Origin of the sequence: Allobaculum fili, assembly GCF_020969955.1 — a bacterium.
GTDB classification, from domain to species: Bacteria; Bacillota_I; Bacilli_A; order Erysipelotrichales; family Erysipelotrichaceae; genus Allobaculum; species Allobaculum fili.
The window spans coordinates 1-14284 of sequence record NZ_JAHDSX010000054.1; the positions used below are offsets into that span (position 1 = coordinate 1).

14 protein-coding genes are annotated in these 14284 nt (G+C 50.5%); 13 read left to right on the top strand and 1 reads right to left on the bottom strand.

Annotated elements, in window-relative coordinates; genetic code table 11:
* Positions 1–350 precede the first annotated feature (350 nt).
* The 13 genes from pnp (at position 351) to recO (ending at position 12884) form a co-directional block, all read left to right on the top strand.
* Positions 351–2621: a polyribonucleotide nucleotidyltransferase gene (pnp, locus tag Afil_RS09445; RefSeq protein WP_230268310.1), complete on the top strand. Its 2271-nt coding sequence runs from the start codon at positions 351–353 to the stop codon at positions 2619–2621.
* 119 nt (positions 2622–2740) lie between these two features.
* Positions 2741–4138, top strand: coding sequence for a Sapep family Mn(2+)-dependent dipeptidase (locus Afil_RS09450; protein WP_230268311.1), 1398 nt, complete (start codon positions 2741–2743; stop codon positions 4136–4138).
* Positions 4139–4143: 5 nt separating this feature from the next.
* Complete coding sequence (gene trmB, locus Afil_RS09455; protein ID WP_230268312.1) at positions 4144–4767, top strand: tRNA (guanosine(46)-N7)-methyltransferase TrmB; 624 nt, start codon at positions 4144–4146, stop codon at positions 4765–4767.
* 3 nt (positions 4768–4770) lie between these two features.
* A complete protein-coding gene (locus Afil_RS09460) occupies positions 4771–5094 on the top strand; it encodes a thioredoxin family protein (RefSeq protein ID WP_230268313.1) in 324 nt (107 codons plus the stop codon).
* Between the two features lie 2 nt (positions 5095–5096).
* Positions 5097–5918: a hypothetical protein gene (locus tag Afil_RS09465; protein WP_230268314.1), complete on the top strand. Its 822-nt coding sequence runs from the start codon at positions 5097–5099 to the stop codon at positions 5916–5918.
* Positions 5915–7234, top strand: coding sequence for a UDP-N-acetylmuramate--L-alanine ligase (locus Afil_RS09470; RefSeq protein WP_230268315.1), 1320 nt, complete (start codon positions 5915–5917; stop codon positions 7232–7234). The genes Afil_RS09465 and Afil_RS09470 overlap by 4 nt, the downstream gene beginning before the upstream one ends.
* A gap of 366 nt (positions 7235–7600) precedes the next feature.
* Positions 7601–8062: a hypothetical protein gene (locus Afil_RS09475; protein WP_230268316.1), complete on the top strand. Its 462-nt coding sequence runs from the start codon at positions 7601–7603 to the stop codon at positions 8060–8062.
* Between the two features lie 91 nt (positions 8063–8153).
* Positions 8154–8912: a hypothetical protein gene (locus tag Afil_RS09480; RefSeq protein ID WP_230268317.1), complete on the top strand. Its 759-nt coding sequence runs from the start codon at positions 8154–8156 to the stop codon at positions 8910–8912.
* A 3-nt stretch (positions 8913–8915) separates the two neighbouring features.
* The gene (locus Afil_RS09485) at positions 8916–9938 is read left to right on the top strand and encodes a LacI family DNA-binding transcriptional regulator (protein WP_230268318.1); all 1023 of its coding nucleotides are present in this window, start codon (positions 8916–8918) and stop codon (positions 9936–9938) included.
* A gap of 192 nt (positions 9939–10130) precedes the next feature.
* Positions 10131–10586 (top strand): rRNA maturation RNase YbeY, encoded by a 456-nt coding sequence (ybeY, locus tag Afil_RS09490; protein ID WP_230268319.1) that lies wholly within the window; start codon positions 10131–10133, stop codon positions 10584–10586.
* Positions 10567–10926: a diacylglycerol kinase family protein gene (locus tag Afil_RS09495; RefSeq protein ID WP_230268320.1), complete on the top strand. Its 360-nt coding sequence runs from the start codon at positions 10567–10569 to the stop codon at positions 10924–10926. The genes ybeY and Afil_RS09495 overlap by 20 nt, the downstream gene beginning before the upstream one ends.
* Before the next feature lie 61 nt (positions 10927–10987).
* A complete protein-coding gene (gene era, locus Afil_RS09500) occupies positions 10988–11887 on the top strand; it encodes a GTPase Era (RefSeq protein WP_230268321.1) in 900 nt (299 codons plus the stop codon).
* A gap of 169 nt (positions 11888–12056) precedes the next feature.
* Positions 12057–12884, top strand: coding sequence for a DNA repair protein RecO (gene recO / locus Afil_RS09505; protein ID WP_230268322.1), 828 nt, complete (start codon positions 12057–12059; stop codon positions 12882–12884).
* Positions 12885–13048: 164 nt separating this feature from the next.
* Here the strand turns inward: recO and Afil_RS09510 are convergent.
* A partial coding sequence (locus Afil_RS09510) for an IS4 family transposase (protein WP_230268323.1) occupies positions 13049–14284 on the bottom strand: 1236 nt, incomplete at its 5' end.

Sequence of the window (14284 nt, forward strand, 5' to 3'; positions counted from 1 at the left end):
GGATCCGAAGTATGAAGAAAACGATGAAGAATAAAAAATACGCCAAGCGGGATCTCGAAAGGGATCCCGTTTAGCGTATCTAATATTCAGTCTCGCGTATACCCGTCGATTGTTTGACACTTACGAACAGGGCGAATGAACCTGAAAAAGGAACGGAGAAGAGAACATCGTCGGGCAGAGGTGATATCTGCAGCGCCAAGATGGTCTGACACCGAGCATCCGGGTTCCGGTGTCAAAAAATCGAATGTTCAAAGCCCATATTGCCGACTCCTTTCCAAGGGGGATAGAACGAGGATTTTCGTTGTGTTATGATAGCGCTTGATAAACTAAAAGTGAGGTAAATAGACAAGATGGCTAAACAGGTATTTCATCTTGACTTTTGCGGAAAGAACATCACGGTAGAAACCGGTGAAATCGCCAAACAGGCTAGCGGCTCAGTACTCGTCCGCTATGAAGACACGGTTATTCTTTCGACCGCAGTGGCTTCGGCCCAGGCCAAAGAAGGACTGGATTTCTTTCCCTTAACGGTCAGCTATGAAGAAAAACTGTATGCGGCCGGCAAAATCCCAGGCGGCTTTCTGCGCCGCGAGGGACGTCCGACTGAACATGCGACACTGACTGCCCGAATGATCGACCGGCCGATCCGACCGCTGTTTGCGGAAGGCTTCCGCAACGAAGTTCAGGTGGTGAACACGGTCTTTTCCGTAGATCCGGACGCATCGAGCGAAATGGCTGCGATGCTGGGTGCATCTCTGGCCCTCTGCCTTTCGGATATTCCGTTTGGCGGACCGATCGCCGGCGTAAAAGTCGGTCTGATCGACGGGGAATTCATTGTGAACCCGGATACGGAACAGGCAGAACGTTCGGAAATTGATCTGACCGTTGCCGGTACGGCTCAGGCACTCAACATGGTTGAAGCCGGCGCCAACGAAGTCAGTGAAGAAGTCATGCTCGAAGCGCTGATGTTCGGTCACGAAAAGATCAAGGAACTCTGTGCTTTTGAAGAAACCATTATTGCTGCATGCGGCAAGCCAAAACGCGAAATTCAGCTTTTTGCCTTTGACGAGCAGCTCGAAGCCGCTGTACGCGACGCGTACGAAAGCGATATTCGCAAAGCGGTATCCATTCAGAAAAAACTCGAGCGCTACGCTGCAATCGATTCGCTGATCGACAAGGCGGTAGCGGAATACGAAGCAAAAGAATACGAAAGCGAAAAAGCGAAAGCCAGTACGCTTAAGCAGGTTGGACAGATCTGCCGCAACATTGAAGCGGATGAAGTCCGCCGCCTGATCATTGAAGACAAGGTTCGTCCGGACGGCCGCGCCATCGACGAAATCCGTCCGCTGAACTCGCAGGTTGACCTGATGCCGCGCGTTCATGGTTCCGCCATGTTCACCCGCGGAGAAACGCAGGTTATTTCCTCGACGACGCTCGGCGCGCTCAATGAAAACCAGATTATCGACGACGTAACCGAAGTCGATAACAAGCGCTTTATGCATCACTACAACTTCCCGCCTTACTCCGTAGGCGAAACCGGACGCATGGGTTCTCCAGGACGCCGTGAAATCGGTCATGGTGCCTTAGGCGAACGCGCACTGTCCAAAGTTCTTCCTTCGGTAGAAGAATTCCCGTACACGATCCGTACGGTAGCGGACGTTACCGAATCCAACGGTTCGTCTTCGCAGGCCTCCATCTGCGCCGGCACGATGTCGCTGATGGCGGCAGGTGTTCCGATCAAGGCGCCGGTAGCCGGTATTGCGATGGGTCTGATCATGGATGACGAGAGCGGCAAATACACCGTTCTGACCGACATTCAGGGTATGGAAGACCACTTCGGCGATATGGACTTCAAGGTAGCCGGAACTGAAAACGGAATTACCGCTCTGCAGATGGACATCAAGGTCAAAGGCATTACCCGTGAGATTTTCCAGGAAGCCCTCGCACAGGCCAACAAAGCCCGCAAGGAAATTCTGGCCAACATGCTCGCGACCATTCCGGAACCGCGCAAGCAGCTCTCGCCGTATGCACCGAAGATTGCCCAGATGAAGATTTCCGTAGACAAGATCAAGGATGTCATCGGACCGGGCGGCAAGATGATTAACCAGATCATTGCCGACTGCGACGGTGTCAAGATCGACATTGAAGACGACGGATCCGTAGTGATTTATCACAAGGATCAGGCAGCCATCGACAAGGCGGTTGCGGCGATTAACGAAATCTGCCGCGAAGCCAAAATCGGCGACGTGTACGAGGGCAAGGTTGTCCGCGTGGAAAGCTATGGCGCCTTCGTCAACCTGTTCGGAAAAACCGACGGCCTGCTCCACGTATCCAACATCAGCTGGAACCGCGTAGAAAATGTGGAAGACGTTCTCAAGATCGGCGATGTGATCGATGTCAAAGTCACCGAAATTGAAGACGGAAAAGTCAAAGTCTCGGCCAAAGCGCTGCTTCCTAAGCCGGAAGGTTATAAAGAACCGGAACGCAGAGGTCCAAGAAATGACCGCGGCCGCAGACCAGGCGGAAACGGAAGACGTCCGGATCATCGTCATGGCGACCATCACGGCGATCATAAAGACCGTCCCGCAGCGGCCGCTGAAACCAGCGAAACCCCGGCGGAATAAAGTACGCAAAGATCAGAAGCTCACCCTTCTGGTCTTTTTGTTTTGTACATATTCGAAAGCCGAAGAGAGACGGGCCGCTGTGCTAGAATAGACAGGACAGAAAGAGTGAAAAAAACAAAATGAATTATCGTACTCTTGCGAATCAGTATTTTGATTCCTTTAAAAAAGATCTCAAAACCCTTGTTTCCATCCCTTCCGTCCGGGATAAGGAACATGCGAATACGAATGCGCCTTTTGGTCCAGCCGTTCAGGATGCCCTGGAAACGATGCTGGCCATGGGAAAACGGGACGGTTTTGCCACCAAAAACTTTGACGGCTATGCCGGAACGATTACCATTCACGATGCCGGACCAGACGCAGAAAGCGTCGGCATTCTCGGTCATCTTGATGTTGTACCAGCCGGCGACGGCTGGACGCGTCCGGCTTATGATCTGACGCAGGAAAAAGGCTGGCTGTTTGGCCGCGGCGTTCTCGATGACAAAGGCCCGCTGCTGGCGGCGTACTATGCCATGAAAATTTTGCACGATCAGAATGTAAAGCTGAATAAGACCGTGTATCTGATTGCCGGAACCGATGAGGAAAGCGGCATGGAAGGCATCGACTACTACCTGAAAAACGGCGGTCCGATTCCGGCGATGGGATTTACCCCCGATGCGGATTTCCCGGTCATTTACGGCGAAAAGGGAAACATCCATATGCTTCTCGAAAGCGATGCGCCCACGATTATTTCTTCCATGACAGCCGGCGAGCGTCCGAATATCGTCATTCAGAACGCGTCTGCCGTTTTGAACACGAAGGAATTTGATCCCGCGCTTTTCGATTTCTATCTGCGTACCAACGATCTGAAGGGTTCCTATTCCATTGAAGACGATGGCGTGCATATTTCCATGATCGGCAAGCCGGCACACGGCTCTACGCCTTACCTTGGCAACAATGCCGGAGTACATCTGTTCAACTACGTTGGCCAGGCGTATAACGACGCGCTCTCCAATGCGATGTATGCCCTGCTCAAGGACTGGAAAGGCACTCCGGAACACATCGATATCGACGGCCTTTACATGGGCTTTCTGACGATGAACCCGGGCCAGATCGAAATCAAGGACGGTCACGCTTCCGTTCTGATCGATATCCGCTATCCAAACGATACCACTCCCGAAAAGGTTCTTGCCGGCTTTGAAGAAGCGGCCAAGGAAAGTCCGGTCGACATGCATGCGAAAATGGTTTCCGCAGGCAAGCCGCTTTTTGTAGACCCGAATTCCAGACTCGTAAAAGATCTGATGCAGTCGTATGCCGACTACACGGGCGATACGTTCTCCCCGGCCATTACGATCGGCGGCGGCACGTATGCCAAGCACTTTGACAACTTCGTAGCCTTTGGCCCTGAAAAGCCGTGGGAAAAAGCACCGGCCGATCTGCACGTCGGCTCGATTCATTCCGCCGATGAAGGCGTATCCGAAGACGCACTCGAAGAAGCGATCGCCATTTACGCGGATGCGATTGAAAGGCTGGCTTCCTGATGCGGATGCGCCGCATTCCCTGGGCTGCTGACTATCTGACTACATCGCCCTCGCGTGTTCATGCGCCTGAGCAGAACAAAGGAAACTGGAATTCTTCGAAAAACGGAAAGCTCCATCTCGAAATCGGCTGCGGCAAAGGCGGCTACTCGGCCGTAATGGCCGCGCTGTATCCGCAGGATACGTTTGTGGCTGTCGAGCGCAACGAAAGCGCTGCCGGTCTGGCCGCGAAAAAATTCGATGAAGCCGGCGTGTCCAATCTGTCGCTCGTATATGGCGACGGCGCGGATCTGTCGCAGTGGTTTGCGCCGGGCGAGCTCGATATCATTCATCTGAACTTTTCCGATCCCTGGCCCAAAAAACGAAACGCCAAGCGCCGTCTGAGCGCGCCCGGTTTTCTCGAACAGTACAAAACGGTTCTGGCCGATAACGGTCAGGTTATTATGAAAACCGATAACCAGGCGCTTTTCGAATACTCCCTGCCTGTGTTTGCGCATGCCGGATTCATGCTGGAAGAAGTCAGCGTCGATTTTCGAAGAGAAGACCATCCGGAAGATCCGCTGACTGAATACGAAGAAAAATTTGTACAGGCCGGAAACCCGATTTATCGGGCCATCTGGCAGAAAGGCTAAAAAATGAAACAGCTTCATACCCCGACTGAAGTGAAGAACGCCATGCAGCAGAACAAGCCTGCTGTTCTGGCGTGGTCCGCCGCATGGTGCCCGGACTGTGTATACCTGAAAACCTTTATCGATAAGATTGTCGCCGACAATCCGGAATTCGATTTTTATATGCTGGATCGCGACGAACTGCTGGATCTTGCCATTGAGCAGGAAATTCTCGGCATTCCGTCCTTTACTGTCTTTAAAGACAGCAGGGAAATCGGACGTTTCGTATCCAAGGACAGAAAAACCCCGGAACAGATTCAGGCGTTCCTCAATACGTGCAAGGAGGCTTAACTATGGGAATTAAAGACATGATGAAATCGTTCCTGTTTGAAACCGTCGATTCCATCGAAGACGATGACGAAGATGTCGTCGAAGAAACCACCGAAGAACCTGTTGAAGAACAGCCTGCAGCTGCAGAGCCTGTTTCTCCTGCGGTTCACGAAACGCCGGCGCCAGCCGTGCTCGAACCGGTCACTCCGGCGGAAGTGGACCGTCAGGCTAACGATTTCCTGGCAAGCACCTCCCGCAAGCCGGAATCTTCGCTCTTTGCGGGCGTTGAAGAGACGCTGAGTCCTTCGACAAACAGCAGCAGCCAGACTGCCAGAAGCCATGCGAAAAAAACGGAAGCAAAAAAAGCACCGGCCCAGGCGCGCAAAGGTGCTTCCCGCAAGGATAAAACCGCCTTTATTGACTACTCTGCCGTTCTTTCTCCAATTTTCGGAAACCTTCCCGAAGATCAGAAAGATGTGGACGCCGTACACGATGCGATCAATCTGCCGGAACCGCAGGATCACTCCGACATGATTCAGATCATCTCGCCAATGTACGGCACAACTCCAAAACCAAAAAAGCGCGCCCCGCTTGGCGAACGCCGTTCCGCTGCTCCCAAAGCCGCAGCCGAAGCGCCCGCTAAGGAAGCCGAAAAAGCCGCACCGGCGCATGAGGCAGCGCAGGCTTCCGCAGCGGCGCGCACAAACACAAACCGCACGCGTCTGACGGATGAGCTTCTCAGCAATGCCGCAGCCGCTTCGAATACCCATTCCAAACCTATGGATCTTGCCGCCTATCTTTCGCGTCCGGCAAGAACGTCTTCAAAGGACGGCGATAAGGAATGAATTATTTCTTTACCGGCATCAAAGGAACCGGCATGGCCGCTCTGGCCGAAATCCTTGCCGATCAAGGCAATGAGGTGCGCGGCTCCGATATCGAAAAATACATTTTTACCGAAGACGGACTGAAAGAGCGCGGCATCGAAATTTATTCCTTCGATCCCGCCAATATCCAGCCGGGCGATACCGTGATCGCCGGTCTCGCGTTTGAAGACGATCATCCCGAACTCGTTCAGGCCAGAGCCATGGACGATGTGAAAGTGTATCGCTACAACGAGTTTTTAGGCCATCTTCTGGAATCCTACAATTCCATCTGCGTAGCCGGCTGTCATGGCAAATCCACCACGACTGGTCTGCTCGCGCACATTCTTTCTGCGTGGGAACCGACCGGCTATCTGATCGGCGACGGAAACGGCCATATGCCTGCCGATGCGAAGCATTTCGTTCTCGAGTCGTGCGAATTCAAGCGGCATTTCCTGGCGTATCATCCCGACTACGCGCTGATCACCAATATTGAGCTCGACCACGTCGACTACTACAAAGATCTTGACGACTACATTTCCGCCTTCCAGAGCTTCATTCGCCAGACGAAAAAAGAAGCCGTCATCTTCGGCGACGACCCCTGGCTGCCCGGACTGAACTATCCCATTCCGTATGTCAAATACGGTCTGAACGACGGCAATGACTATCAGGGCGTCAATCTGGTGCAGGATGAACACGGCTCTACGCTAAGCGTTCTGTACAAAGGTGAGAAAATCGTCGATCTCATCCTGCACGAAAGCGGATTGCCTTTCGTATGGGATTCCCTGGGCGCATTCGCGCTGGCGCATCAGCTTGGCATGCCGGCCGATCAGATTGCGGCACAGATCGATTCCTTTAAGGGCATCGCCCGCCGTTCTGTGATTGAAGAAATCGGCGAAAACGTTCTTGTAGACGATTACGCGCACCATCCGACCGCTATTCGCGAAATGATCCGCGGCATGCGTCATCGCTATCCGGATAAGAAGATCGTCGCGCTGTACAAACCGGATCGCTATTCCCGTCTGGAGTATTTCCTGGACGGCTTTGCCGATTCGCTTAACGAAGCGGATGCGAGCGCCGTACTCGACTTTGATTCCAATATTCATCCGGAAAACGATTCGATCAAAGTGACCATTCAGGATCTTCTCGATCGTCTTGAAAATGGCCGTCTGCTGGAGATCGATGAAGTAAGCGCAAAGCAGCTGCAGAATCTGGGCCCCGCGGTTTATATCTTCATGTCTTCGAAAAACATTTATCTTCTGAAGAATCTGCTCAAAAAGCGCCTTCTCGAAGCCGAATAAAGTCCGCCTCAAACTGGATTTACATGCGAAAATCCGTCGCATTCCGCAGGGAATGGACGGATTTTTTTTGAGGCGCTCAGTGAGCAGGTCACAAGAAGGCGCCTTCTGAATTGATCGATGGTATATTTGATTAATAACATATCCGTTTTAGATTAATGCGTTTAGTATTTCTTTATTTTCCATTCTGGAAAACGACTGAATCTGGAGCCAATCGTCAAAGAATTTCTTTACGTCATCGAACAGAACACTGAATCTTTTCAAAGTTCAATGAAAAGTTTTCATCCGTAAGAATGAATAACGTCATCAGTGCTATAATTTGAGCGAATTGAAACATCTCAAAACGGATCAGACAGAGAAAGGAATTGTATGACAGTAAATCTTGATGTTCTGATGTATCTGGCCAGAATTGCCCTGGCGATTGCGGGTGTCATCGCTCTGGTTTATCTCGCGATGCTCTTTAAATCCGTAATCGACACCATGAAGACCTTTTCCAAAACTCTGGAAGCCGTCAATCGGGATCTGGTAAAACTTGAGTCTCCTCTGAACACGATCGGACAGGTATCCAATACGGTCGATCAGGTTTCGGATTCAGCCAAGAAGGCCGCCATGGGAGCCATCAAAGTTTTCTCAGAAGGTACAACGCGGCTCGGATCCAAAATGAACCAGAAATCCGAAGGCGTTAAGCGCAAATCGACCCGTCCAGAAACCGAGCCGGATGTGCAGCCGGAAAGTCAGTCTGCTCCTGCAGCCGATTTCCAGCCGGTCGGCATCGTGAAAAAGGAAGTCAGCGCCATCGTCACGGAAGAAAGCCAGACCCGGCCTGAATAGAAGGACTGAACGGCCAGCACAGGACGCCAGTCAACAGACGTCCAGTCAGTCCAGAATTGTTTCGAACCAGGAAAGCCATGGAGGATATGTAATGGAAGACGAAAAGAAAACAGTCGATACAGAAGAAGTAAAAGCGACTGAAACGGCTGAAAAAGAACCAGCCGATACCCCCGAACTGCCAGATGTGCCAGAAGAAGAACTTCTCGAAGCACCGAAAGAAGAAGCACCGGCAGAAGATACAGAAGCCAAGGAAGATGCAGCGCGTACTGCAGCCATTGACGAAATGGAAAAAGCCACGCAGAAAGCACTGGATGCCATGCGCGAAAAAGACAATCCGGAAAATGCCAAAGTCGTGGACGATGCGGAAGAAGAAGCCAGAGAAATCTTTGATGATTTTTCCAAATGGATGAAAGACAATACGCAGCCGGAACGCCTGAAAGCGGAATTCAAGGTCGTATCCGAGAAAATCGCGGAAGTACTCGAAAACGCGCGCAAATCGGCGATCGCCGTTTCCCAGAGTGAGGACTTCAAAAAGACAATGGAGTCCGGAAAGAACTTCGTACTCGGAACTGCCGGCCTGATCGGCGACGGTCTGAAATTCGGCTACGACAAGCTGATGGAAATCCCGGAACTGCGCAAGATCTCAGATAAAGTCAATGACAAAGTCGACGATCTGCGCCACAGCGAAACGCTTCGCAGCGCGGTTGACCGTTCCGAAGAAGGATTCAACCAGTTCACAAACGCACTGTTTAGCGGCATCAAGTCGTTCTTCACTCAGCCGGAAGCCAAAGAGGGTAAAGAAGACAAACACGATCTGCCGGATCTGCCAGAAGATACAGATGGGGAATAAGCAATGAAACGAATTACAATTTACGATGTCGCCAAGGAAGCGGACGTATCCCTTGCGACCGTGTCCCGTGTTATTAACGACTCCCGCGTAGTCCGCGAAGATACCCGTCAGCGCGTACAGGAAGTCATTGAAAAGCTCGGCTATAAGCCCAATGCAGTAGCGCAGGGCCTCGCTCTGTCCAAGACGACGACGGTTTCGATTGTCATGTCGGAAAAGCTGCTCGCCTACAACGCCCGCATTCTCAACGGACTGATGGACGTAGCGCACATTTACAACTACAACATCATGTTCCACACGACATCCAAGGGCATTTCCAAAATGCAGGATGTCATCGAATCCATTATCAAGTCCCGCGTTGACGGCGTCATTCTGTTTAATGACAATTTCACGCAGGAAGAAATGGACGTACTCAACGAATACAAAGTGCCGATGGTCGTTGTCGGCAGCAAGTTTGAAGATTCCGAACACGAACACGTCGGCAACGTATTCGTTGACTTCGAACAGCTCGCCTACGATCTGGTCAAGGACTGCTTTGAAAAAGGCGTTACTGACATCGCCCTGATGGAAGACAAGCTCAACCTGTCCATGATGACCCAGATGAAGCAGGGCATTTCCCGCGCCTTTGAAGACGCCGGCATGACGTTTGAAAACTATCTGTCCTATAACGATACGTACAAGACAAGCTACGAGTATTTCTCGGACTATCTCAAGACGCACAAGCCGCATACGCTGAACATCGCCTTCCGCGATTCGCAGGCGATCGCCATGCTGAACGCAGCCAAGGAAAACGGCTATTCCGTTCCGGAAGATCTGCAGATTGTTACGGTACTCGATTCCAAGTATCTGCCGATGATGCGTCCGACGCTGAGCGCCTACAATGTGCCAGAATACGACATGGGTGCGATCGCGATGCGTGTTCTGACAAAAATGCTCGTCGGCCAGGACGGCCAGAATCTCGAAAAGATCATCGAGATCAAAGCCTCTCCGATTGCCAGAGAATCCACTCTGCCAAGCGAGCTCAAATAGTATTTCAAAAAATCCAAAGCAGGCTTCAAGCCTGCTTTTCGACTGTTCAGGGCGTTTCGTCAAAACGAAACAGGCTGAACAAATAATCAAACCGAAAAACGAAAAACCGAACCTCCCGGTTTTGAAATCCAGGAGAGGGATCGTTCGGTTTCTCAAAACGGCATACAAACGAATGTGGGGTAGAATGAAGCCATGGAAATTGTTTTTAATCAAATGACGGACCATCTGCCGGATCACGATTACGTAAAGGATTACCAGACGATCATGGAAAAAGCCGGACGGCTTATGAATCTTGACGACGATCTGGTCTGCTCCGTAATTTTTGTCGATCCCGAGCAGATTCATGAAATCAACCGCGACTACCGGAACATTGACCGGCCAACGGATGTCATTTCGTTTGCGATGAAAGATGACTCTTCCAATATTTTCATTGAAGAAGAAGAAAAAGAGCTGGGCGATATTTTTATCAATACCCAGGCAGTGGAAGATCAGGCCAGAGAATACGGTCATTCCGTACGCCGTGAGTCCTGCTTCCTGTTCTGCCACGGCCTTCTGCATCTTTGCGGCTATGATCATATGACACCGGAAGATGAAAAAGTCATGTTTTCCTTACAGAAAGACATCCTTCATGAAGTGGCTGATCAATAGATTTCGCTACGCCTTTTCCGGCGTTCGCTATGGAATGCTTCGCGATCGCAGCGTCCGCTTTCAGTTTGTTCTCGCCGCTCTGGCGATTGCGGCCGGGCTGATTCTGAAAATTTCCAGAAGCGACTGGCTGTGGATTATCCTGGCCGTCTGCCTGGTCATCATGGCGGAAATTTTTAATTCCTGTATCGAAAAAACCGTGGATTACATATCGGAAAAACGGGATCCGCGCGCCGGTCTGATCAAGGATATGGCCGCTGCTGCGGTTCTGATGGCTTCAGTCTTTGCGCTTTGCGCGGCCATGTTTATTTTTCTGCCGCCTTTTCTGGCCTGGTTTTCGTAAAGAAAAAACTTCTGGCTGGATCCGGATCAGTTCCGGTCTGCTTTAGAATGGAGAGTTTTGTATGGCATCTTTTAAATCTGGATTTGTGGCTATCGTCGGCCGGCCCAATGCGGGTAAATCGACGCTTTTAAACGCTTTACTTGGCGAGAAAATCGCCATCATGTCAGATAAGCCGAATACGACACGAAACAATATCGCCGGCATTCTTTCCCAGGACGCTGCGCAGTTTGTCTTTGTGGATACGCCGGGCATTCATAAACCGCAGCAGGAACTTGGACGCGTCCTCAATAAAAACGCGTATATCGCTATGGAAGACGCGGATGTCGTGGCCTGGATTGTCGATGGAACGCAGTCCTTTGGCTCGGGCGACAATTTTATTCTCGAACGTCTCAAAACGCTTGGAAAACCGATTATTCTGCTTTTAAACAAAGTGGATAAGATGTCCCGCGAAAATCTGCTTAAACGTCTGAACTACTGGTCCGGACTGTACGATTTTGCAGAAATCATCCCGCTCTCGGCTCTGAAACGCGAAAATATCGATGAAGTTCTGCACGTCTTCAAGGATTACCTGCCGGAAGGCGATCCGCTCTATCCGAGCGAAATGAAGAGCGACCACGGTCTGAACTTCCAGCTGACCGAACTCGTTCGCGAAAAGATCCTGCAGAAAACGCACGACGAAATTCCGCATTCCATTGCGGTTCTGCTGGAAAGCATGGAAGAAGTCAACGGCAAGGTTTACCTGTCCTTTATCGTCATCGTCGACCGCGACTCGCAAAAAGGCATTCTGATCGGAAAGGGCGGCGACATGATCCGCTCCATCCGCATGAGCGCCCAGAAGGACATTAAGGAAAAACTGGGCAAGCCTGTCAACATCGAGCTGTATGTGCGCGTGGAAAAGAACTGGCGCAATAAGGAAAACAAAATTAAGGAATTCGGTCTGGACGAACTCTCCGACGACTGACCGGTTTACTAGCTTCTGGTACAGACGACTCTGGCCAGAAGCTGTTTTCTTCTGGGCTTTTCCTGGGACGTGCAAATCCGGATAATAAGAGGCGTGCTGAGTACGGCAGGCTACAAAGAAACGACATTGCCCTGCATTCTTGGCCGCGAGTCAGAAGGAGGAAAAACGCATGGAAGAAGAAAATCAGTTTTTTGAGTCGGGCGAAGCGCGCATTCAGTCCAGACAGGGGCTTGTTCTTTCCACAATGGACTACAAGGACAACGATGGCCTGATTACGATGGCGGATGAAAATGGAATTTTTAAAGTCTATGCCAAAGGCGTACAAAAGGAAACGTCCAAAAACCGCCGGCTGTTTCTGCCGTTTTCGCTTACCCGTATCGCTTACGATCCGAAGTATTCCCGGGATTTTCTGTTTCTGATCAACGGACAGGTGATCGAGTCGTACTGGAAAAATTCGTCATCGCTCGAATACCAGTGCATCAACCAGATCCTGACGTCCCTGATTCTTCGGCACGACAGTACACCCGAAATTTATTACGATCTGCATTCGTTCTGGCAAAAGGCGCAGGAAGGCGAAATCGCGGATGCCCGACTGGCTGCGTGCAAGACGATGATCGAAATTCTTCGTGAAGCAGGCGTTCTGATGAATGTGGATGAATGCACCGTCTGTTCGAGAACGGACCGGATCGCAGGCGTGTCCATCGAAACCGGCGGATTTGTCTGTCTTGACCATCTGGGCGAACACCAGCCCTGGCCCAAGGCAGATCTCATGCTGCTGCGTCGACTGACGCGCTATCCGTTAGAAAAGCTGTATCGTCAGGATCTGCGCCCGCAGGACGATCAGTTTCTGCTCTGGCTGATGGAGTGGTATCAGTACACGACCGACAGCCGTCTGCGCTCTCTGGATCTGCTGAAACAGCTGATCGAAATGGGTGATCGAAAGAAAGACAAAACGTCTTCGAACCAATGCCATTCGGTTTTCCGGATAAAACAATGATTTGAACCTAACCTGTCTCGGAAGTCGTACCTTCCTCACGGTGATATCACGGTGACATTATCTTATTTGGATAAGTTTATCTTGTCTTTTGAAAAATTTGGCGCACTTAAAAAGAGCTGCTGTTCAGTATCTCCAAAACAATCTTAGTTGTATAAGAAAATTATCTACATTATTCGGTGCTGATTTGAGTCCGGTTTTCTTTGAGTATGCCGATCAAAATACCTGCCTTCTTTGACCTGTGATTTATGCTTCCAGATCTGCCTGAGCAGATATTCTTCATCCTGGAACTCGTAATTAAAGAACTTTCTAAGAAGCTCAAAGGCGAACTTCCGGTTGAGGACCGTTTTCCGTTTTGGCTGTTTCCTGGGAGCGGGTTGATGAATCTCGCAATAGGTGACGCCTGTGCTGCAGAGATTACAAAAGGTCAGACGAGCCCAGATCTCCTGCTTAACCGCATCCATCTTTATGGCATGAATAGCCTGTAAACCTGTCGAATATTTCAATTCCAGGAAGCCTGTCTCAACAGACCATCTGGATTTATACAAATCGCGGATGTCCTCAATCGAAAACTCAGATTCAGGGAGACTGGTTATGAAGTACGGATATGGTTCAGGTGCGCCGGGTCTGGTGTCGGTATGAAGTTTCACAAGTCGAATGGTGAAATTGCACTCGCCATTTGCGTCCAGACAGGATTTATCTTTTCCGGCCAGCGGATAGTGGAGTGCGTCGCCTTTATACTTGGCCAGATTCTTTTTGACCAGAATCAGATTCTTTGTGATATCTACTTCCGGATCTATGTCGTATTCTTCTGCAATCTGTAGAAGAGCCTGATAGTCTCGTTTCTTCAGACGAATCAGAAACAGCTGCGCCAAATCCATGATCGCCTTTTCAAAACTGAAACCATGAAATCTTCGATCCATGATAAATATCCCTTTTTCTGTGATTCGGCGCATCAGTTCAAGAGCACCGATGCGTTCGTTTTTCTTAGCGAGTTTCTGGATTTCTACATCTGTGAAGAGCTTATTATCTACGTCATAAGCAGCGACCACATGGGCTCCAGCCCGTTTGCGTTTTGGAGATTTGGTCCGGAGGAAGTCGTCGCTGTTCTTGTTAAAGGGTTCGAGATGCAGAGTGGAGCCATCAATGGCATACGTCGGGTAAAGATACTTGCGATCCTCAAATGCACCTGTAAGGAGCAGTCTGCTCATGACCTGGTCAAAGATGTCCTTAAAGAAGTCGGAACGGAGCTTGCTTCTAGCTTCGCTCAGTGCTGAATTGGCAAACTGGTTTTCTTCACAGAAGCCTGCATAAGAGGCAAGCTGGATCGGGAGATTCGTGCTCTGCATGGAGAAGATAAAGTCGACCAGCTTATCCAGAGGCAGCTTTTGGGTGTCACGACA

What these genes read in the sequence shown, in the direction of transcription:
- era (WP_230268321.1), top strand. Translation starts at nt 10,988, where the DNA reads ATGGCATCTTTTAAATCTGGATTTGTGGCTATCGTCGGCCGGCCCAAT.
- recO (WP_230268322.1), top strand. Translation starts at nt 12,057, where the DNA reads ATGGAAGAAGAAAATCAGTTTTTTGAGTCGGGCGAAGCGCGCATTCAG.
- Afil_RS09460 (WP_230268313.1), top strand. Translation starts at nt 4,771, where the DNA reads ATGAAACAGCTTCATACCCCGACTGAAGTGAAGAACGCCATGCAGCAG.
- pnp (WP_230268310.1), top strand. Translation starts at nt 351, where the DNA reads ATGGCTAAACAGGTATTTCATCTTGACTTTTGCGGAAAGAACATCACG.
- Afil_RS09475 (WP_230268316.1), top strand. Translation starts at nt 7,601, where the DNA reads ATGACAGTAAATCTTGATGTTCTGATGTATCTGGCCAGAATTGCCCTG.
- trmB (WP_230268312.1), top strand. Translation starts at nt 4,144, where the DNA reads ATGCGCCGCATTCCCTGGGCTGCTGACTATCTGACTACATCGCCCTCG.
- Afil_RS09470 (WP_230268315.1), top strand. Translation starts at nt 5,915, where the DNA reads ATGAATTATTTCTTTACCGGCATCAAAGGAACCGGCATGGCCGCTCTG.
- Afil_RS09465 (WP_230268314.1), top strand. Translation starts at nt 5,097, where the DNA reads ATGGGAATTAAAGACATGATGAAATCGTTCCTGTTTGAAACCGTCGAT.
- Afil_RS09495 (WP_230268320.1), top strand. Translation starts at nt 10,567, where the DNA reads ATGAAGTGGCTGATCAATAGATTTCGCTACGCCTTTTCCGGCGTTCGC.
- ybeY (WP_230268319.1), top strand. Translation starts at nt 10,131, where the DNA reads ATGGAAATTGTTTTTAATCAAATGACGGACCATCTGCCGGATCACGAT.
- Afil_RS09450 (WP_230268311.1), top strand. Translation starts at nt 2,741, where the DNA reads ATGAATTATCGTACTCTTGCGAATCAGTATTTTGATTCCTTTAAAAAA.
- Afil_RS09480 (WP_230268317.1), top strand. Translation starts at nt 8,154, where the DNA reads ATGGAAGACGAAAAGAAAACAGTCGATACAGAAGAAGTAAAAGCGACT.
- Afil_RS09485 (WP_230268318.1), top strand. Translation starts at nt 8,916, where the DNA reads ATGAAACGAATTACAATTTACGATGTCGCCAAGGAAGCGGACGTATCC.